This window comes from Parvimonas oralis (genome assembly GCF_047608425.1).
In the GTDB taxonomy this organism is placed as follows: domain Bacteria; phylum Bacillota; class Clostridia; order Tissierellales; family Peptoniphilaceae; genus Parvimonas.
Genome location: NZ_JBLKRS010000001.1, coordinates 266,647 through 287,848, shown reverse-complemented (window position 1 = coordinate 287,848; position 21,202 = coordinate 266,647). Strand labels below are relative to the sequence as shown.

Here is a 21,202-nt window from a genome sequence, read left to right as displayed (position 1 = left end):
TTTATGATATAATTACAGTAATTATATTATTTTGAATGGAGTTAATATGTTTAAGTTTGATTTTAATGATAAAAAATACAAAAATATACATTTCATCGGAATTGGTGGAATAAGCATGAGTGGAATAGCAAAGCTACTTTTGAAAAAAGGATATAATATTTCCGGAAGTGACAGAAATACTTCTAAAGAAATTCAAATATTGGAACAAAATGGAGCAAAAATTTTTATAGGTCAAAAAAAGGAAAATATTGAAAATCCTGATTTGATTGTATATACAGATGCAATTTTACCGGATAATGAAGAATTAATTAAAGCAAAATCATTAGGAGTTCCTTGTGTAACAAGAGGACAATTTTTAGGAGCATTGATGAGAAATTACACTCATTCAATAGCAATTTCAGGATCTCACGGAAAGAGCTCAACTACTAGTATGATTTCAAAAATTTTAATTAATTCCCCATTTGAACCTTCAATTTTAATTGGTGGAAATTTGGATGAAATTGACGGAAATGTCTTATGTGGGAACGAGGATTATCTTGTAACTGAAGCTTGTGAATTTAAAGCAAATATACTACATTATTATCCAAGTATGGCTATTATTTTGAATATAGATGAAGATCATTTAGATTTCTATAAAAACTTGGATCATATTGTAGATACTTTTATAGGATATATGAAAAATTTAGATGAAAATTCAAAAGCTATTATTAATATTGATGATCCTAACTGTCTTCCACTACTAGAACATATCAAAGGAGAAACTATTACATTTGGTATTAATAATGAAAATGCTACTTATAAAATTACAAATATAAGTTTTGATAAAGTTGGTCATCCTTGTTTTGATATTGAAAATGAAAAGTTTGGTAAACATCATTTCTGCTTAAATATAATAGGCAGACATAATATTTATAATGCAGCAGCTGCAATTATAGCGACTTACGAAACAGGTATAGATGTAGAATATATCAGAGATGCTATTTCAAAATATAAAAATTTGCATAGAAGAATGGAAATTTATGGAGTAATCGGTAACGATAAAAAAGCTACTATCCTTACTGATTACGGTCATCATCCAAAAGAAATAAAGAGCTGTTTGAGTTCAATTGCAGAACATAAAGAAGGAAGACTTGTATGTATTTTCCAACCGCATACCTATTCAAGAACAAAAACATTACTAAACGACTTCGCAAAATGTTTTGATGATTGTGATGAAGTTATTGTTACTGAAATATATGCTGCGAGAGAAAAATTCGATCCTACAATTCATTCCATTGACTTAGTTGAAAAGCTAAATAAAAATGGAGTTAATGCAATTTATTTAAAAACTTTTGAAGAAGCAAGAGATTATATCTTTGAAACTTTTAAAGACAAAGATACTATCATTACTACAGGTTGTGGTAATCCTCATGAACTTGCAAAAATGATTGTTGAAGACTATAAATAATTAAAAGAAAAAGACAGAAAATATAAAATTTTCTGTCTTGTTTTTTATCTTGGTAAAAATCCAACTTTTTTATAAACCTTTCTAAGTGTTTTATTTGCAAAGTAGGATGCTTTTTCTGCTCCTTCTTTCATAACTTTTTCAAGATATGCCTTATCTGAAATAAATTCTTTATGTTTTTCTCTTATTGGTTTTAAATTATCAGATATTAATTGTCCCAAATCTTCTTTAAATACTGAATAATTTTCATTTTTATACTTTGCTACAATTTCATCACTTGTTTTTCCACTAAAGGCAATATAAATATTTATAAGATTTTTTAGACCTTTTTGTTCATCATTATAATCAAAATTTCCAAGACTGTCAGTTACAGATTTTCTAATTTTTCTCTTTATACTTTCCTCATCATCAAGAAGTAAAATAAAAGAATTTACATCTTCATCAGACTTACTCATCTTCTTTTCCGGATTTTTAAGGCTCATAATTTTCCCTGTTTCTTTTCCGATTATTCCTTCTGGAACTACAAAAGTTTCGGAATATTTATTATTAAATCTTTCTGCCAAATCTCTTGCAAGTTCTAAATGTTGTTTTTGATCAATCCCAACAGGAACTAAATCTGTTTGATACAGTAAAATATCTGCAGCCATTAATACGGGATAAGTAAACAAACCTGCATTTAGATTTTCTTCCGATTTTTGAGATTTTTCTTTAAACTGAGTCATTCTGCTAAGTTGTCCCATATAACTCATACAACTTAAAACCCAAGATAATTCTGCATGTTGTGGAACATGTGATTGAACAAAAAGAGTTGATTTATCAGGTTCTAATCCTGATGCTAAAAATATAGCCATTAAATCTAATGTTCTTTCTCTTAGTAACTTCGGTTCTTGTGGTACTGTTATAGAATGTAAATCAGCAACATTAAAAAAACAATCATATTGGTCTTGTAAACTTTTGAAGTTTTTTATTGAACCTAAATAATTTCCTATTGTAAGCTGACCTGAAGGCTGTAATGCACTGTAAACTATTTTTCCCATATTAAAATCCTCCTTTTATAAATATTAATAAAAAAGGTCATTTCTAAATTAATTAGAATATTGACCTATTTTTGTTATTTATTTTTCTTCTTTTTCTTTTTTAGGCTTTTCAAGCAATGCCTTTCTTGACAATTTAATTTTACCTTGATTGTCAATTTCTATTACTTTAACTTCAACTACATCTCCAACTTTAAATAAGTTTTCCACTTTATCAAGTCTTTCATGAGTCATATTTGAAATGTGAAGTAAGCCTTCTTTTCCTTTGATTAATTCAACGAATGCTCCAAAACTCGTGATTGTTGTAATTACACCGCTGTAAATTTCCCCAACCTCAATTTCTTTAACTATTTCGTTAATCATTTCTTTTGCTCTTTCACCATTTTCTCTTGAATCAGCAGTAATTGCAATACGTCCATCATCAAAAGTATCAATTTTAACACCGGTTTCATCAATAATCTTGTTAATAACTTTTCCGCCCGGTCCAATTACTTCTCTTATCTTTTCTGGTAAAATTTGCATTGTGAATATCTTTGGTGCATATTTTGACATTTCTTCACTTGGAGTTGCAATACAGTCATTCATTATGGATAAAATATGAAGTCTTGCTCTTTTTGCTTTTTCCAAAGCTGTTGTCAAAATTTCTCTACTAATACCGTCAATTTTAATATCCATTTGTAAAGCTGTAATACCATCTTTAGTACCTGCAACTTTAAAGTCCATATCTCCAAAATGGTCTTCTAAGCCTTGAATATCTGTTAAAATAGCAATTTTATTAGTTTTTTCATCCTTTATAAGTCCCATAGCAATACCTGCAACTGAATCTTTAATAGGAACACCTGCATCTAATAATGAAAGTGTTGAACCACAAATACTTGCTTGTGAACTTGATCCGTTTGAAGATAAAACTTCTGAAACCAATCTCATTGTATATGGGAATTCATCTTCACTTGGTAAAACAGGAATTAAAGCTCTTTCAGCTAATGCACCATGTCCGATTTCACGTCTTCCCGGACTTCTTAATGGTCTAACATCTCCAACGCTAAATGGTGGAAAATTATATTGATGCATATATCTCTTATCGTCTTCATCAATAACTCCATCTAAAACTTGAACTTCTCCGGGAGCTCCTAAAGTTGTTAAAGTTAAAACTTGAGTTTGTCCTCTAGTAAATAAACCTGATCCGTGAGTTCTTGGTAAAAGTCCTCTTTCACAAGAAATCTTTCTAACTTCGTCAAGTTCTCTATCATCCGGTCTAATGCCGTCTTCTATTATTAATCTTCTAACTTCATCAACAATTACAGATTCAATAGCTGCATTAATTTCACCTTTTTTATCTTCATAATCAGGTAAAAACTTTTCTAGAATTTCTTTTGTAATTTTATCTAAATTTTCTTCTCTTTCCATTTTATTCGGAGTTCTAAGAGCAGAAATAATTTGTTCTTTACCAAATTCAATAATTGCATTGAATAAATCTTCATCTCTTTGTTTTATAATAACTTCAGATTTTTCTTTACCAATTTCTTCTCTTATTGTTTCGATAAAATTACAAATTGATTTAATTTCTTCATGTGCAAAAAGAATTGCATTTAAAACTTCTTCTTCGCTTAAAATATCAGCTCCGGCTTCAACCATCATAATAGCATCTTTTGTTCCTGATACTGTAATATTAAGTCTTGATTTTTCTCTTTGTGCAATTGTTGGATTTATAATATATTCCCCATCAACATATCCCACATTAACAGATCCTGTAGGTCCGTTAAAAGGAATGTCTGAAATTGTAAGTGCTATAGATGATCCAATCATTGCAAGTATATCTGGTTGATTATCTTGCTCAACAGATAATGCAGTAGCAATAACTTGAACATCATTTCTATATCCTTCCGGAAATAGTGGACGTAGCGGTCTATCTATAAGTCTTGATGTCAATATTGATTTTTCACTTGGACGTCCTTCTCTTTTAATAAATCCACCAGGGATTTTTCCTACTGAATAAAGTTTTTCTTCAAAATCACAACTTAAAGGAAAAAAGTCAACTCCTTCTCTAGGTTCTTTAGAAGCACAAGCATTAACTAAAACAACAGTTTCTCCACATTGTACAAGACAAGATCCATTCGCTTGTTCTGCTACCTTTCCTATCGTAACTTTAAGTTCTCTTCCGCTTAAGTCATATATAAATTCTCTAACCATTTAATCCTCCTATGGTCTTCTAAAAATAAAGAGCGAATAAAATCGCCCTTTAATAATTATCCTCTTATTTGTAATTTACTAGTTAATTCACGGTATCTTTCGATATCAACATTACTAAGATATTTTAAAAGACCTTTTCTTTGTCCGATTAATTTGAATAAACCTCTTCTTGTAGCATGGTCTTTTTTATGTTCTTTTAAGTGTTCAGTTAAGTATTTAATTCTGAAACTTAATAATGCAATTTGAACCTCAGGAGAACCTGTATCTCCTTCACTTCTTTTAAATTCGTCGATAATTCTTAATTTGTCTTCTTTAGTTATCATTGTAACTACCTCCTAAAATATAATTCACCGTAGCAATGTAAAGGTCGGAGTTTCCATAAACATAGCAACAGTACTTGATAAGTATAACATAAAACACAACAAAAGTAAACTATTTTTAAAAAATTTTACCTGTTATCATCAATTTTTTATGATAAATTATAAAAATTTATTGAAACTATAATTCTTACTTCTTTAACTGCTTCATCCACTCTTCTTTTAAAATTCCATACTTCATTGAATCATAAAATATATTATTATGGTATCTAACTTTTCTAATTCTTCCTTCAAGTATCATACCGATTTTTAAGCTACACTTCATCATTCCGATATTTCCGCTCCAAGTTGTTAGACCGATATGTTCTAAATTATCTTCAGTATTAAAAATTTCATCTATCCATAACGAAAGTGCCTTCGAGCCGATTCCTTTACTCCAGAAATTATCATCAAAAATTACAATTCCTATTTCAAGCCATCTAGTTTTTTCGTTTTCCCAATATTTTGAAACTATTCCTAATAGAATATCGTTAAAATAAATTCCTTTTACTCTTTCTCCCAAAAAGAATTCTATTTCGCTTGATAGAATAAATTCATCATAAGTTTTAAATTCAAAATCGTCGAAATATGGAGCATCATATTCTTTCCATTTAGGTATTTTACTTGAATATTCTATATCATATAATCGTCTTAAGTCATCTCTTTGAATTCTTTTTAGTTCAATCATAAGTTTCTCCTGAATTTATTCATCAGATAATTTTTTTCTCATTATATCCCAAGGCTTTACTTCAAATGGTAAAGGCATTTTTATAATTTGTTTTGCTCTTGGAGCAACATCAATTTCTTCGCCTTTATCATCATACATTTTTTCTATTTTAAAAGTTTCAAAACCATCTCTTGGTCCGAAAATTTCAACTTCATCTCCAACAAAAATTCTATTTCTTTGCTCTATTGTTGCAATTTTTGTTTCCTTGTTGTAATCCAAGACAAGTCCAACAAAATCATAAGTTCTTATATATGAGCTTGAATTGTAAAGTTGGTCATTTTCATCCGGCTTTTTATAGTAGAACCCCTTTGTGAAATCTCTATGACTAGCTTTTTTAATCTCAAGAAGAAGTCTTTCTGCCATTTCTTTTATATAAGTACCATTTTTAATTGCATCAAGTGCTAGTCTATAACTTCTTATAACAGTAGCAACATAATATTGAGTCTTAACTCTTCCCTCGATTTTCAAACTATGAACTCCTGCTTTAATTACATCTTCAAGAGAATCCAACATACATAAATCTTTACTATTATATATAAAAGTTCCTTGTTCTGTTTCTTCTATTGGATAATATTCTCCTGGTCTTCTTTCTTCAACCAAATTATATTTCCATCTACAAGCGTGAGCACAATCTCCCTTATTTGCATCTCTACCACACATATAGTTGCTCAATAAGCATCTTCCTGAATATGAAATACACATAGCCCCATGAACGAATGCTTCAATATCAACTTCAGGAACCTCTTTATGAATTAAATTTATTTCTTCTAAAGATAATTCTCTTGCCATAACAATTCTTTTAATTCCTAAATCATACCAGAATTTTACTGTTCTATAATTTGTAACACTCGCTTGTGTACTCATATGTACTTCAATATCCTTACTTACTGAACGAACAGAAGTGTATATTCCTGCATCTGCAACGATTAAAGCATCAACACCTATATCCACTAGAACTTTTACATATTCTTCAAGTCCTATTAAATCATCATTATGAGGGATTATATTCATTGTAATATATATCTTTTTACCTCTTTCATGAACAAAATTCGTAGCTTCTTTTAACTGTTCAACTGTAAAATTTTTTGATGCTTTTCGTAATCCAAAAGATTCACCGGCTAGATAAACTGCATCAGCTCCATAGATGATTGCCATTTTTAATTTTTCTATATCCCCTGCGGGGGCTAATAATTCAACATCTTTCATATAAAATTTCTCCTTCAACTATTAAATAGGAATCCAAAAAAGCTGGATTCCCATTTATATTTAATCTATTTTTTATAACATATAGCCATACCGTCATCTATAGGTATAATGGTAGTTGAAAATTCTTCACTATTTGTTATAATTTTTAAAAATTCTTTTAATCTTCTTACTATAGTATTTTTTCTTCTTATATTATTTTTCTCTTTTGCAACAAGACCTCTAAATAAAATATTATCAGAAACCAATATTCCACCATGATTTAATCTTTCTATAGACTTTTCAAAAAAACTCATATACTGTCCCTTTGCCGCATCCATAAAAATCATATCATATTTATCTGTAATAAAATCTAGAGCGTCATTTGCATCTGCATATATAAGATCAATATTTTTATCACAGCCAGCTTTTTTTATAAATTCTTTAGCTTTTAAAAAAATTTTTTCATCTATTTCAATAGTTGTAATAGTAGAATATGGATAAGCCCTATTCATAATTATAGATGAATAACCTATCGCTGTTCCAATTTCCAAAATTCTTTTTGGTTTCTTTAGCATTACCAAAAATTCTAAAAATCTTGCAACTTCTACCTCTATAATTGGAACTTTGTTTTCAAAAGCATACTCTTCCATTTCTATTAAAATAGGTTCTTTACTTTGTTCTAAACTTCTGATATATTCAGAAACATAATTTGCAACTATTTCCATTATTCTGCAAGTGTTTCTTCCAACATTTTTACAATATCATTCATTATAGTTGAAATTCTAACTTCAGCAGCCATAAATTCTGATATTTCAGAATTACTCATCAAAATTGCATTCAAATCATTAAGTTGTTTTTCTCTATCAGCAACATCTTCCCCGTTTTGTTTAGCAATTTGATAATCATATAACTTCTTATGAAAATCATCTATAATTTTCTTGTTTTCATCATTTTCATCTATTTTTTTCTTTAAACGTTTAAATTCCTTAACTTCATCACAATTTTTAAAATCATTTGAAAAAGTTAAAATACTATTATAAATATTCATAGTTCCTCCTAAAGTTCAGTAATTATTGGAATAATCATTGGACCTCTTTTTATTTCATGGTAGATATAAGAATTCAAATCTTTTCTTATATTGTATCTCATAGTTCCTATATCTGTTATAGAATCTTCTTTGCAAATGTTTAAAGTATTTTCGACAACTCTTCTCATATCGGAAACAAGATTCCAATTTTCTCTTACATAGATAAATCCTCTTGAAACAATTTCAGGACCTGAAATAATTTCTTTACTGGATTTTTCAAGAACTACCATAACGATTATAATACCATCTTCTGATAGATGCTTTCTATCTCTAAGAACTTCACTTCCAACATCTCCAACTCCAAGACCGTCAACTAAGATATTTCCGGATTCAACAGTTCCGGATATAAATCCTTCCTGTTTATAGTTAAATTCAAAAACAGTCCCATTTCTTCCTATAAATATATTTTCTTTCGGCATTCCCATTTCAACTGCTAATTTCGCATGTCTTTTTAAATGTCTTGATTCTCCATGAACAGGAATAAAATATTTAGGTTTTGCTAAAGTGTGAATTAATTTTAATTCTTCCTGACAAGCATGTCCTGATACGTGAACCTCTGCAAGTGAAGAATGAATTACTTTAACCCCCATTTCAACAAGACGATTTACAAGTCCAAAAAAGATTTTTTCATTTCCCGGTATTGGTGATGCAGAAATAATTACAGTATCATTTTCAGTCAATACAAGTTTTTTGTGTTCTCCATAAGCCATTCTATTTAGTGCACTCATAGGTTCCCCTTGACTTCCTGTCATCAAAAGTACAATTTTAGATTCATCATATCTATTAATATTCTTTAAATCAATAAGAGTATCTTTTTCTATTTCCAACTTATTTAGTTCAGTAGCAACTTTAATAACATTAACCATAGAACGACCTGAAACCGCAACTTTTCGCTTAAATTTTTCCGCTGCTTTTATTATTTGTTGTACACGATGTAAATTAGAAGCAAATGTTGCAACAATAATCCTTCCTTGTGCTTTACTAAAAAGTTCAATAAAAGTATCTCCTACAGAACTTTCACTCATTGTATATCCCGGTCTTTCAACATTAGTACTATCTGCACATAAGAGCATAACTCCGTCCATTCCCCATTGAGCAATACGATGTAAATCCATTTTATCTCCATCAATAGGTGTGTAATCAATTTTGAAATCTCCAGTAAAAATTATATTTCCAACAGGAGTCTTTATTCCAAAACTTACACTGTCCGGTATACTATGACATGCTCTTATAAACTCAACAGAAAAATGTTTAGTTTTTATAGTTTCACCTGCATTTACCAAATGTAAATTTTCTTTACCGATATTATGTTCCTGCAGTTTACTTTCAACAAGCCCTAAAGTCAATTTAGTTCCATAAACCGGTACATTTATTTTTTTTAGTATATATGGGACGGCTCCGATGTGATCTTCGTGTCCATGCGTCAAAAAAAGAGCTTTTACCCTATCAATATTTTTCATCAAATAGGTAATATCAGGAATTACAATATCTATTCCGGGCATATCATCATCCGGAAAAGTCATTCCACAATCCAAAATGATAATTTCATCATCGTATTCCAAAATAGACATATTTTTACCTATTTCACCGACTCCTCCTAAGGGTATCATCTTTAAAGTTTTCTTTTTATTTTTTTGCACCACGATATCCTCTATTTCTTTTCAAGATTTAAACAATCTGAACACTTTCCATAGAATTTTAAATCGTGATTCATAATTTCAAATTTATATTTTTCTTCAATAATTTGTTCTAAAGTTTCCAAATAATCTTCTTCAACTTCAATTATTTTTCCACAATCTTTACAAATTAGGTGATGATGTTGATGTTTATCATCATCTCTTATAATTTCATATCTATATCTTTTATCATCAAAATCCAATTTATGAACTATATTCATCTTATCAAAAATAACAAGTGTACGATAAACAGTAGCAATTCCTAAATCTTTATCATATTTACTGGCTATTTCATGTAGTTCTTCTGGACTTAAATGATTACCTTTGTTTTCATTCAAAACATTAAACACGATTTCTCTTTGTTTAGTAATCTTATAGTTGTTTTCTACCAACAACTTTTTCATTTCTTTTACTTCCATAATGAATCTCCTTTTCTAATTTTCTTCTTTTTCTGACTTTAATTCTTCATAAACCTCAATCGCATCGGAAAGTTCTTCATCATCAATACCTTCCAGATTAATATTACCATCCTTATCATATACAATTTTTAAAATATATGTATTAAGGTCATCTTTAGAATTCAAAACTGCGTATTCACTATCATTCATACCAAAAGTTTCTACTAATTCAAAGATAACTTTCTTTCCATTTTCATCAAAAGCTTCAAAACGCTCCAAAATATCACTCCTATTTTCTATCCAAATACCCTTGTAAAATATATGTAGCAGCAACTTTATCTATTACTTTTTTTCTTTTCTTTCTGCTCATATTTCCCTCAATTAAAATTCTTTCGGCACTGACAGTTGTAAGTCTTTCATCTTGCATAACTATTTCTATATCAAAATTATTTTCCTTTAAAAAATTTTTCAATTCTTCAACAAAAGACAAAACTTTTTCACCTTGTGGACCAATAGTATTATTCATATTCTTTGGAAGCCCAACAACAATTTTAATTATATCTTCTTTAATAATTATATCTTTTAGAGAATCAAGGTCTTTTTCAAGACTTTCTCTAAAAATTGTACTATGCCCTTCTGCCATGATGAACAAAGGATCACTAATAGCAACTCCTATAGTTCTATCACCTACATCTAAAGCCATATATCTATTCATAAATACCCCTTTTATTGTGTTATGCAAAAGCCCCGGCAAAGAATTTTGCCGGGAAAAAATTAATCTTTTATATAATTTTCTAAAAATTCTTCAAGTATTTCATCTCTACTAACTTGTCTAATTAACCCTCTAGCATTATTATAGCTAGTGATGTAAGTAGGATCACCTGAAAGAATATATCCTATAATTTGATTTTTAGGATTATATCCCTTATTTTCAAGTGCTGAATACACAATTTTTATTATTTCTTTAACACTTTTCTTATCACTTGGTATTTCTATTCTCATAGTTTCATTAAATTCGTTTGACATATAACCCCTCCTATTTTTTAAAATTGAGCTTTTAAAATCTCTTCTGACTTTTCTAATGCAAAATCAACTTTACTTAAGTCCTTACCTCCGGCGGATGCAATGTCCGGTCTTCCACCACCATTACCGCCAACAAGTTTCGCAACCTCTTTAACAATATTTCCAGCATTAATTTTTCTTGCATTCAAATCTTTACTTACTCCTACAGTAAAAGTAAGTTTTTCTTGATAAACATTAGCAAACACTATTACACTTGTACCCAGTTTATCTCTTAATTTATCAATTAAATCTCTTAAATCATTTTGATTTTCAAATTCTACTTTTTTTGCTATAAAAGAAATACCCTCTATTTCTTTCTTTTCAGCTATAAATGAATCTAAACTGCTTAAAGCCATTTGTGATTTTATTTCTTTTAATTCTTTTTCCAATGACTTAATATCTTCAGTTAATGAGACTACTTTAGAAATCAATTCTGACTTTTTACATTTTAAGACATTTGAAACTTCTTCAATTTGATTTTCAGTTTTCTTTAAATATTCATAAACATTTCTACCTGTAATAGCCTCAATTCTTCTAACTCCTGCTGCAACACTTGATTCTGAGATTATTTTGAACATTTGAATTTCACTAACATTTTTTACATGAGTTCCACCACAAAGTTCTATTGACCAACCACCAAATGATACAACTCTTACAACATCTTTATATTTGTCTTCAAAAAGTCCAATGGCTCCCATTTTTGAGGATTCTTCTAAAGTCATTTCCTTTATAGTTGTATCAAGATTTAAAGCAATTTTATCATTAACTATTTGTTCAACTCTTTTTAAATCTTCTTGACTTACAGCCTCAAAATGTGTAATATCAAATCTTAATTTATTTGCATCTACTAATGAACCTGCTTGATTAATATGATTTCCTAACACTTCAATTAATGCTTGATGTAATAGATGTGTAGCAGAGTGATTTTTCATAATATCACGTCTATTATTAACATCAATTTTAAATGTTAATTCATCAGTTAGCTTAACATTCCCACTAATTACTTCTACACTATGGAATATTCCATTGTTTTTATTTTTCTTAGTATCTAAAACCTTAATCTTACAGTTTTCGCCAACAATAATTCCGATATCTCCAACTTGTCCTCCACCTTCTCCATAAAAAACAGTTTTATCAGAAACTAAAAGAGCTTTATCTCCTTGACTTAAAGTTGAAACTTCTGCTTCATCTTTAAATAATTTTATTACTTTTCCTAGACATTCATTTTCAGTATAACCCAAAAATTCTGTTGTTTCTAATGCTTTTAAATAATCAGTATTTTTTTCACTCCACCCAGCTGATGAAACATTTCTTCCTTCTCTTGCTCTAATCTTTTGATCCTGCATATTTTTGTTAAAAGCTTCTTCATCAACTGTCATTTTTTCTTCTTCTAAAATTTCCTTTGTTAAATCCAACGGGAATCCATAAGTATCATACAACTTAAATGCCTTATCTCCCGGTAAAATTTTAGAATTTTTTGATTTTTCTTCTTCAATATATGAATTTAGTATACCTAGTCCTTGTTCAATAGTTTCTTGAAATTTAGACTCTTCTGCATTTAAAATCTTGAATATTCTTTCTCTATCCTCCAACAATTCTGGATATTCCATATTATAAGCTTCCATAACAACTTTTGAAACATCAACTAAAAAATTATCCTTAATCCCCAATAATTTACCATGTCTTGCAGCACGTCTTATAAGTCTTCTTAGAACATATCCTCTTTGTTCATTACTTGGAATTACACCATCATATATTAAAAACGTCATAGCTCTGGCGTGATCTGCAATTACCCTAATAGAAATATCAGAAATTTCATTTGATTTATATTTAACCCCTGAAATTTCTTCAATTTTCTTTATTATAGTATCAACTAAGCCTATCTCAAATATATTGTCCTTTTCTTCTAAAACTAAAGTAAGTCTTTCGAGTCCCATTCCGGTATCAATATTTGGATGTTCCAATCTATGATAATTTCCATCTTTGTCCTTATTAAATTGAGTAAAAACCAAATTCCAAATTTCCATAAATCTATCATCAGGATTTGTATATTTTTCTCCTCTATCATACATGATTTCAGAACATGGACCACAAGGACCAACTTCTAATTCCCAGAAATTATCTTCTTTACCAAGTCTTTGAATTTTTTCTGCTGGTAGTCCAACTTCATTTCTCCAAATATCATAAGCTTCATCATCTTCTTCATAAACTGTAACGGATAATAAATTCTTATCCATTTCTAACTTTTCTGTCAAAAATTCCCAAGCCCAAGTTATAGCTTCTCTCTTAAAATAATCTCCAAAAGAGAAATTACCTAACATTTCAAAAAAAGTGCCATGTCTTTGAGTTTTTCCTACATTGTCAATATCAGCTGTTCTAATACATTTTTGACTAGAAGTTGCTCTATTTTTACTCATCTTTTTAACACCGGTAAAATAGTCTTTTAAAGGTGCCATTCCAGCATTTATAAGTAATAAACTTTTATCATTATTTGGAATTAAAGGATAACTCTTTAAACGCAAATGTCCCTTACTCTCAAAAAACTCTAAATATTCTTCTCTAATTTCATTTAAACCTAATCTTCTCATATATCCCTCTTACTTTTCAAATTTATCTTTAAATAAATATTTTTTTACATATGGTTTTGTATTTTTGTATATAATTTTAATCACAGCAGCGACAGGTACAGAGAAAATCATACCTAAAACCCCAAACATTCCTCCACCTAAAATCAATAGTATTAAAACTATAAGCGGATGCATTCCTGTACTGTCTCCAAGTATCTTTGGCCCTAAAATATTATTTTCAAGCCATTGAACAAAACAGAATAGAGCTGCAACCCATAAAGCAGTAAAAGGACCTTTAAACAAGGCAAGTAAAACTGCTGGTACAAAGCCTAAAAATGGACCAATATAAGGAATAATATCTGCTACACATGTTATAACACCTATTACGAAAGAGAATTCTATTCCAAAAGCCATTAAATAAATCATAGTTGCAACTCCAACAAAAATTGCCATTATAATTCTTCCTCTTACAAACATAGATAAGGATTCATCAATTTCTCTCCAAGTTTTTACTAAAAAAGTTTCATATCTATCAGGAACACTTCTACTTATTACATCTAAAATTTTATCCTTTTCAAGTAACAAATAAAATGTTATAACCGGAATTAAAATCAATTGAATAACTATTCCTATAAAACTTGTAATCCCCGCAACCATTCCTGTTATCCATGTTCCTGAAGCAGATAAAATTGTATTCGCCATCTTTACAAGTTGTCCATTTATACTAGTAATCATTTGACTAACAAACGGAACATCAGTAAATAAATTTTTTCTAATACTATCACTATAATCTACAAAATTTCTAACCATATCCGGCAAATTAAATAATAAATTCTTAAATTGTTTAAATGTACTTGGAAATATTCCTATAGCTAAAATGAATATTGCTAATGCAATTGTAATATAAATAATAATTATAGCATATAATCTTTTTATATTTTTTCTCTCCAAAAACTTCATAAAAGGATTTAAAATATAAGCAATAATAACAGATGCTATAAATGTAAATAAAGTTATCCTTAAAATTGGATAATTCTTAAACAAATAACTTATTCCTAATACTGATAAAATATAAATAATTATCCTTAAAATCTTTAGCTTATTTAATCTTATTTGTTCATTTTTTTCTAAATTTTTATTTGAAAATTGTATAAAAACATAAATTCCAACAATCAATAAAATTGCAACTAATATCTTTATACTAATATTTAAAATCAAATCAAAAACCGGCATAAAACCTCCATCTAATTAATTATTTCTTTTAAAGCTATAATAAATTCATCTATTTCTTTAAATGTATTATTTTCTCCAAAACTAATCCTAACCGCACTACTCTTTAATTCTTCATCAATCCCCATAGCAGTTAAAACATGTGAATTTTCAACAGCACCACTACTACAAGCAGAACCTCCTGAAATACATATCCCTTTAAAATCCATACTCATAATAAACATTTCCTTATCTACGCCTTTAAACGAAATATTTATATTTCCAGAATATCTATTTTCGAGTGCTCCATTTATATCAAAACTAATGGAATTTTCTTTAAGTTTTCTTAAAAAATATTCCCTTAATTCAAATCTTTTATAAACATTTTTCTCTCTTGACTCTTTCAAAATATCTATAGCTTTTGAAAAGGCAACAATCCCTGCAACATTCTCCGTTCCTGCGCGTCTTGAGCGTTCTTGACTACCACCAAATATAAAATTTTCTATTTCAGTTCCTGATTTTATATATAATGCACCTATACCTTTTGGTGCATGTACCTTATGTCCTGAAATAGAAAGCAAATCTATATTCAAATCTTTTACATCAATTACTATTTCAGAAAGTGCTTGAACTGCATCAGTATGAAATATTATATTAGGATTTTTTTCCTTAACAAGACAACAAATTTTCTTTATATCTTGAATAGTTCCTACTTCATTATTAACATACATAATAGAAACTAAAATCGTATCATCTCTTATTACATCTAGAACATCACTTGCATCAATAAAGCCATCTTTATTAGGAAATACAAAACTAACATCAAATCCTATTTTTTCTAAAAGTTTTGCACTCTCAATAATAGCTGAATGTTCAAATGCAGTTAATATTATATGACCACTTTTTTTTCCTTTAAACATTGTAGTACCAAAAATTGCCCAATTATCCGCTTCAGTTCCACCTGATGTAAAAAATAATTCATTTTTTTCTGCATTTATGTAATTAGCAATATTTTCTCTTGACTTTTCAATAGCAACTCTAGATTTTTGTGCAAATTCATAAATTGATGAAGGATTAGAATAATTATAAACTAAAAACTCTTTCATTTCATTAAAAATTTCTTCATTTAAGCTTGTAGTTGCAAAATTATCAAAATATATAATATTATTCATATACATAAAACTCCATTATTTAAAAAATATATCAACATAATTATACTCCAAAATCCTATAAATTACAAGAAAACATAATAAAAAGTCTTAAAATATTATGTTGTTAAAAAATAAAATTTCTCTAATTTTTTTACAATCATTTATCAATTTCTAAATTTAATTAAATATAAAAAATAATTCATTTAATACTAAAAATCTATTTTACAAACTTTGAAAAGATTTTATTCTTAAGAAATTCTTATTTATACACAAAAAAGACACTGAAAAATCAGTGCCTTTTTTAATTTTATATTAAAATCTAATATTAGCTTTTAAGCAAATTATTTTACTAATTCTAAAATCGCCATTTCAGCTGCGTCCCCTTGTCTAGGTCCTAGCTTTAATATTCTTGTATATCCACCATTTCTTTCTTTATAAAGTGGAGCAATTTCTTCGAATAGCTTATGAACTGTTTCAGTCTTGTAAATATAAGCTAAAGCTTGTCTTCTTGCGTGAAGATCGCCTTTTTTACCAAGAGTTATCATTTTTTCAGCTACTCTTCTAGTTTCCTTCGCTCTTGTTAACGTAGTTTCAATCTTTCCGTTTTCAAAAAGAGATTGAACTTGATTTCTAAGCATCGCATCTCTGTGATCAGCTCTACGTCCAAGTTTTCTTAAATTAGCCAAAGTACTACCTCCTCTTTTTATTCTTCATCTAAAAATTTTAAACCTAATTCATGCATTTTATCTACTACTTCTTCTACAGATTTTTTACCAAAGTTTTTAATTTTCTTTAGTTGTTCTATATCTTGTGAAATAATATCTTTAACTGTATCAAGATTTGCTCTTTTCAAGCAGTTAAAACTTCTAAGGGATAAATCTAATTCTTCAACACTCTTTGATAAAACACTATTAGTGTCTAAATTTTTACCATCTTTTATACTTGAATTATCAAGATTAATGTCTGGTAGTGATCTAAATAGACTTAAGTAATCTATAAAAATTCCAGCACCTGTTGAAAGAGCTTCTTGTGGAGTAATAGTTCCATTTGTCCAAACTTCAATTTCAAGCTTGTCAAAATCTATACTTTGTCCAACTCTAGTATTTCCTACCATAAAGTTTACTTTCTTTACAGGAGAAAAAGAAGAATCAACTGCTATTGAATTAATATCGCAATATTCTTTATTCAAATCGCTAACTCTATAGCCTTTACCATTTAAGACTAATAAATCCATTCTGATTTCTCCCTCTTCATTAAGAGTTGTTATATAATGATCTTTATTAGCTATTTCAACATTTTGATTTTCAGAAATATCTCCAGCTGTTACAACTTTTGGTCCTTTTACATTTAATTCTAAAATTACTGGCTCATCATTAAATTTCTTTAATGCAATACCTTTAATATTAATTAAAATTTCTGGAACATCAGCTATTGACCCCTTAATAGTTGTAAACTCATGTCCAACTCCATCAATTTTAACAGTTGCTATGGCAGATCCGGGAAGAGAACCTAAAAGAACTCTTCTCATGGAATTTCCTAATGTAGTGCCATATCCTCTATCAAGAGGCATTATAGCAAATTTACCATAGTTTTTTTCAAGATCTATATCTAAAACTTCAATATTTGTATTTAAATCTTCTGTCATAGACTTTATCCTCCTTAGTCTAATTCATATTGAAACTTTTAAATACTTTTAAAAGTTTGCAATTACACTCTTCTTCTCTTTGGTGGTCTACAACCATTATGTGGAATTGGAGTAACATCCTTAATTAAACTAACTTCAAGTCCAGTAGCTTGTAATGATCTGATAGCAGCTTCTCTACCTGATCCAGGTCCTTTAACATAAACTTCTACAACTTTTAGTCCATGTTCCATAGCTTTTTTTGCAGCTTCTTCAGCAGCTTGTTGTGCAGCAAATGGAGTAGATTTTCTTGATCCTCTAAAACCTAATTGTCCAGCACTTGCCCAAGAAATTACATTACCGTTTAAGTCACTAAGAGTCACCATAGTGTTATTAAATGAAGAAACGATATGAGCTTGTCCTTTTTCAATGTTTTTACGCTCTCTTCTTTTAACACGAGCTTTTTGTTTCTTAATTGCCAATTAAATCCCCTCCTTATTTACCTTTTTTTGTACCAGAAATTTTCTTTGGACCTTTTCTAGTTCTGGCATTATTTTTAGTATTTTGTCCTCTTACAGGTAAACCTCTTCTATGTCTGATTCCTCTGTAACAGTTAATTTCTCTTAATCTCTTAATATTCATAGCGATTTCTCTACGTAAATCACCTTCAACAAGATATTTATCTATTTCAGCTCTTATTAAAGCAACTTCAGCTTCAGTTAAATCTTTAACTCTTGTATCTGGGTTGATTCCAGCATTTCTAAGAATATCGTTTGAAGTCTTTCTACCTATACCATAGATATAAGTCAAACCTATTTCTACCCTTTTTTCTCTTGGTAAGTCGACACCTACAATTCTTGCCACTGTTACCTACACCTCCATCTTCATTAACCTTGTTTTTGTTTGTGCTTTGGATTTTCACAAATCACCATTACTCTACCTTTTCTTCTGATGATTTTACATTTTTCGCACATTTTTTTTACTGATGGTCTTACTTTCATTTAAGTCCCTCCTATGCTACTTGTTTCGCCAAGTTATTCTCCCTTTTGTCAGATCATAAGGTGAAAGTTCAACTAATACCTTATCACCCGGAAGAATTCTTATATAATTCATTCTTAATTTTCCTGATATATGAGCTGTTATTTCATGACCATTTGCAAGTTTAACCTTGAATATAGTATTCGGCATAGCATCAATAACAGTTCCTTCAACTTCTATAACATCCTTTTTGGACATTTAAAGAACCTCCTATTTTTCTACATTATCCTGTATATATGATTTTAATAATTTTCTCAAATTAGAATCATTAAATGATAATGGATTCAAACTAAAATCTTTAAGCACGTCATTATAAATTTGCAAATGCTTTGACTTTTTAAGTTTAGGTTTAGAAAGAGGTCTGTTACTACCATTAGCAACTTTTACTAATGATGAACTTATTACCTCAACTATGATCATTACTTCGCCCTTGTCCCGGCCCTTAAGTGATTTTACAACCTGACCTACTTTAAAATCAAAATTTAGATCCATAGTATACTCTCCAAAATGTTAGACATTTTAAGAAAGAGACTCCTTAATTTGTGAAAAGACATCCTCAATAGACAAAGTACCATCAACAGTTAAAATCAATCCTAAATTCTTGTAAAAATCAATTAGTGGAAAAGTCTGACTTTCATAAACTTCTATACGATCTAATACAGTCTTTTCATTATCATCTGCTCTTTGAATAACTTCTCCGGAACATTTATCACAAACTCCTTCTTTTTCAGATGGTTTGTTATCTACATGATATGTTTCACCACAATTTTTACAAACTCTTCTTCCTGAAAGTCTTTTTACTAAAATATTCTTATCAACATCAATGTTTATAACTCTATCTAGCTTAAGACCTCTCTCTTCTAAGCCTTTTTGTAAAGCTTTCGCTTGATTAATAGTTCTTGGAAAACCATCTAGTAAAAAACCATTTTTACAGTCTTCTTTAGAAAGTCTATCCCAAACTAAATCAATAGTAAGTTCATCCGGTACTAATTGACCATTGTCTAAATAAGACTTTACTTTTTTTCCAAGTTCTGTTTCATTTTTAATATTATGTCTAAAAATATCTCCTGTTGAAATATGAGTTATTCCATATTCCGCAACGATACTTGACGCTTGAGTTCCCTTTCCTGCTCCCGGGGGTCCTAACAAAATTAGTCTCATATTTTATCTCCTATAAACTATTTATTCAAAAAACCTTTATAGTGTCTCATTAACATCATAGATTCTATTTGCTTCATTGTTTCTATTACTACACCAACTATAATTATAACTGATGTTCCACCAAAATTTATTTTCATTCCACTCAAACGTGAAATAACTATTGGTGCTGAAGCAATTAAAGCTAATATAATAGAACCTGAGAAAGTAATTCTATTTGATATTTTTTGTAAATATTCTCCGGTAGGTTTACCAGGTCTAATTCCTGGAATAAATCCACCATATTGTTGTAAATTTTTTGCGTATTCAACAGTATTAAATTGAATTGATGAATAAAAGAATCCAAACAATATAATCAACATAAAATTCAATATTGAATATACATACACACCAACTGAACCTTCAACTGTTAAGTATGAACTAATCCAATTTGGAGTTCCACCAGAAAATAATAATGAAAGAGTTTGTGGCATAGCTAATAAAGATGACGCAAAGATTACCGGCATTACACCACTCATATTAACTTTTACAGGAATGTGAGTAGCTTGTCCACCATACATCTTCCTTCCAACAACTTTCTTAGCATATTGAACTGTAATTTTTCTTTCACCTTCATTTATAAGTACAACAATTACAACTATTGCTATAGCCGCAAGTATAACACCTATTATTGTTAAAATTCCAACTGTTCCAGTCGCAATTCCATAAATAAATGTTCCAATTTGTGTTGGTAAGTTAGAAACAATACCAAGGAAGATAATAATTGAAATACCATTACCTATTCCTTTTTCAGTAATCATTTCACCTAACCAAACTAAGAACATAGAACCTGCTAATAAAGATGTAATAATCAATGCTGATTGAATATATCCTTTAGCAACTATTGCTTTTGCAAAAAGTCCATTTGCTATTGCCATAGCTTCAAATATTCCAAGTATTACTGCGCCTATTTTAGTATATTTTGCAACTTTTTTTCTACCCATTTCCCCATCTCTTGCAATTTCACCAAGTCTTGGGAATGCAATAGTAAGAAGTTGAACAACTATTGATGCTGTAATATATGGATAAATACTAAGAGCAAATACGCTCATTTGTTTTAAACTACCTCCGGCAAGTAAATCTAATAAATTTACTAAACCGCCTGCATTACTGCTCATAAGTTTATTAACAACTGTTTTGTCCATAAAAGGAATTGGAATAATATTACCAAGTCTATAAACAACAATCATCAATAGTGTAAAAATCATTTTACTTCTGATTTCTTTTATTCTCCACGCATTTGATAGAGTCTTGAACATA

The 21,202-nt window shown here is 29.1% G+C and carries 25 protein-coding genes; 1 reads left to right on the top strand and 24 read right to left on the bottom strand.

Annotated features, from left to right (window positions below; translation table 11 throughout):
- The first annotated feature begins 46 nt into the window (after nt 1-46).
- The gene (gene murC / locus ACMX2D_RS01525) at nt 47-1,447 is read left to right on the top strand and encodes a UDP-N-acetylmuramate--L-alanine ligase (RefSeq protein WP_414972451.1); all 1,401 of its coding nucleotides are present in this window, start codon (nt 47-49) and stop codon (nt 1,445-1,447) included.
- A gap of 44 nt (nt 1,448-1,491) precedes the next feature.
- On the opposite strand, the gene trpS is transcribed toward murC, so the two are convergent.
- From trpS to secY, 24 genes are all read right to left on the bottom strand, one after another.
- Nucleotides 1,492-2,481, bottom strand: a complete 990-nt coding sequence (trpS, locus tag ACMX2D_RS01520) for a tryptophan--tRNA ligase (protein ID WP_414972450.1) — start codon at nt 2,479-2,481, stop codon at nt 1,492-1,494.
- A 78-nt stretch (nt 2,482-2,559) separates the two neighbouring features.
- Nucleotides 2,560-4,668 (bottom strand): polyribonucleotide nucleotidyltransferase, encoded by a 2,109-nt coding sequence (locus ACMX2D_RS01515; RefSeq protein WP_414972449.1) that lies wholly within the window; start codon nt 4,666-4,668, stop codon nt 2,560-2,562.
- Nucleotides 4,669-4,724: 56 nt separating this feature from the next.
- Entirely contained in the window at nt 4,725-4,991 is a 267-nt protein-coding gene (gene rpsO / locus ACMX2D_RS01510) for a 30S ribosomal protein S15 (protein WP_004833566.1), read from the bottom strand.
- Nucleotides 4,992-5,175: 184 nt separating this feature from the next.
- A complete protein-coding gene (locus ACMX2D_RS01505; RefSeq protein ID WP_414972448.1) occupies nt 5,176-5,712 on the bottom strand; it encodes a GNAT family N-acetyltransferase in 537 nt (178 codons plus the stop codon).
- A 15-nt stretch (nt 5,713-5,727) separates the two neighbouring features.
- A complete protein-coding gene (locus ACMX2D_RS01500) occupies nt 5,728-6,957 on the bottom strand; it encodes a peptidase U32 family protein (protein ID WP_414972447.1) in 1,230 nt (409 codons plus the stop codon).
- A 65-nt stretch (nt 6,958-7,022) separates the two neighbouring features.
- The gene (locus ACMX2D_RS01495) at nt 7,023-7,661 is read right to left on the bottom strand and encodes an O-methyltransferase (protein WP_414972446.1); all 639 of its coding nucleotides are present in this window, start codon (nt 7,659-7,661) and stop codon (nt 7,023-7,025) included.
- The gene (locus tag ACMX2D_RS01490) at nt 7,661-7,984 is read right to left on the bottom strand and encodes a YlbF/YmcA family competence regulator (protein WP_414970869.1); all 324 of its coding nucleotides are present in this window, start codon (nt 7,982-7,984) and stop codon (nt 7,661-7,663) included. The genes ACMX2D_RS01495 and ACMX2D_RS01490 overlap by 1 nt, the downstream gene beginning before the upstream one ends.
- Nucleotides 7,985-7,992: 8 nt before the next feature.
- A complete protein-coding gene (locus ACMX2D_RS01485; protein WP_414972445.1) occupies nt 7,993-9,666 on the bottom strand; it encodes a ribonuclease J in 1,674 nt (557 codons plus the stop codon).
- Nucleotides 9,667-9,674: 8 nt separating this feature from the next.
- Nucleotides 9,675-10,118: a Fur family transcriptional regulator gene (locus tag ACMX2D_RS01480; RefSeq protein ID WP_009448195.1), complete on the bottom strand. Its 444-nt coding sequence runs from the start codon at nt 10,116-10,118 to the stop codon at nt 9,675-9,677.
- Between the two features lie 15 nt (nt 10,119-10,133).
- Nucleotides 10,134-10,376 carry a DUF1292 domain-containing protein gene (locus tag ACMX2D_RS01475; protein ID WP_009448283.1) on the bottom strand — a complete coding sequence of 81 codons (243 nt, stop codon included), beginning with the start codon at nt 10,374-10,376 and terminating at the stop codon, nt 10,134-10,136.
- A gap of 10 nt (nt 10,377-10,386) precedes the next feature.
- On the bottom strand, nt 10,387-10,812 hold the full coding sequence (gene ruvX / locus ACMX2D_RS01470) for a Holliday junction resolvase RuvX (protein ID WP_009448366.1): 426 nt from the start codon (nt 10,810-10,812) through the stop codon (nt 10,387-10,389).
- Nucleotides 10,813-10,871: 59 nt separating this feature from the next.
- Entirely contained in the window at nt 10,872-11,123 is a 252-nt protein-coding gene (locus ACMX2D_RS01465) for an IreB family regulatory phosphoprotein (protein WP_009448249.1), read from the bottom strand.
- Nucleotides 11,124-11,140: 17 nt separating this feature from the next.
- Entirely contained in the window at nt 11,141-13,747 is a 2,607-nt protein-coding gene (alaS, locus tag ACMX2D_RS01460) for an alanine--tRNA ligase (protein WP_414972444.1), read from the bottom strand.
- 9 nt (nt 13,748-13,756) lie between these two features.
- Nucleotides 13,757-14,959 (bottom strand): AI-2E family transporter, encoded by a 1,203-nt coding sequence (locus tag ACMX2D_RS01455; RefSeq protein WP_414970873.1) that lies wholly within the window; start codon nt 14,957-14,959, stop codon nt 13,757-13,759.
- Nucleotides 14,960-14,970: 11 nt separating this feature from the next.
- Nucleotides 14,971-16,107 carry a cysteine desulfurase family protein gene (locus ACMX2D_RS01450; RefSeq protein WP_414972443.1) on the bottom strand — a complete coding sequence of 379 codons (1,137 nt, stop codon included), beginning with the start codon at nt 16,105-16,107 and terminating at the stop codon, nt 14,971-14,973.
- Nucleotides 16,108-16,427: 320 nt separating this feature from the next.
- On the bottom strand, nt 16,428-16,772 hold the full coding sequence (gene rplQ / locus ACMX2D_RS01445) for a 50S ribosomal protein L17 (RefSeq protein WP_009448039.1): 345 nt from the start codon (nt 16,770-16,772) through the stop codon (nt 16,428-16,430).
- Between the two features lie 17 nt (nt 16,773-16,789).
- Complete coding sequence (locus tag ACMX2D_RS01440) at nt 16,790-17,731, bottom strand: DNA-directed RNA polymerase subunit alpha (protein WP_009447911.1); 942 nt, start codon at nt 17,729-17,731, stop codon at nt 16,790-16,792.
- Nucleotides 17,732-17,793: 62 nt separating this feature from the next.
- Nucleotides 17,794-18,189 (bottom strand): 30S ribosomal protein S11, encoded by a 396-nt coding sequence (gene rpsK, locus ACMX2D_RS01435; RefSeq protein WP_004833590.1) that lies wholly within the window; start codon nt 18,187-18,189, stop codon nt 17,794-17,796.
- 13 nt (nt 18,190-18,202) lie between these two features.
- Nucleotides 18,203-18,571, bottom strand: a complete 369-nt coding sequence (gene rpsM / locus ACMX2D_RS01430; protein WP_414970875.1) for a 30S ribosomal protein S13 — start codon at nt 18,569-18,571, stop codon at nt 18,203-18,205.
- A gap of 23 nt (nt 18,572-18,594) precedes the next feature.
- Entirely contained in the window at nt 18,595-18,708 is a 114-nt protein-coding gene (rpmJ, locus tag ACMX2D_RS01425; RefSeq protein ID WP_004833592.1) for a 50S ribosomal protein L36, read from the bottom strand.
- Between the two features lie 16 nt (nt 18,709-18,724).
- Nucleotides 18,725-18,943, bottom strand: coding sequence for a translation initiation factor IF-1 (gene infA / locus ACMX2D_RS01420; RefSeq protein WP_004833593.1), 219 nt, complete (start codon nt 18,941-18,943; stop codon nt 18,725-18,727).
- Nucleotides 18,944-18,955: 12 nt separating this feature from the next.
- Nucleotides 18,956-19,237 (bottom strand): KOW domain-containing RNA-binding protein, encoded by a 282-nt coding sequence (locus ACMX2D_RS01415; RefSeq protein WP_009372611.1) that lies wholly within the window; start codon nt 19,235-19,237, stop codon nt 18,956-18,958.
- Between the two features lie 27 nt (nt 19,238-19,264).
- Nucleotides 19,265-19,906, bottom strand: a complete 642-nt coding sequence (locus ACMX2D_RS01410) for an adenylate kinase (RefSeq protein WP_414972441.1) — start codon at nt 19,904-19,906, stop codon at nt 19,265-19,267.
- A 17-nt stretch (nt 19,907-19,923) separates the two neighbouring features.
- The gene (gene secY, locus ACMX2D_RS01405) at nt 19,924-21,201 is read right to left on the bottom strand and encodes a preprotein translocase subunit SecY (RefSeq protein WP_009448189.1); all 1,278 of its coding nucleotides are present in this window, start codon (nt 21,199-21,201) and stop codon (nt 19,924-19,926) included.
- Nucleotide 21,202: the final 1 nt, after the last annotated feature.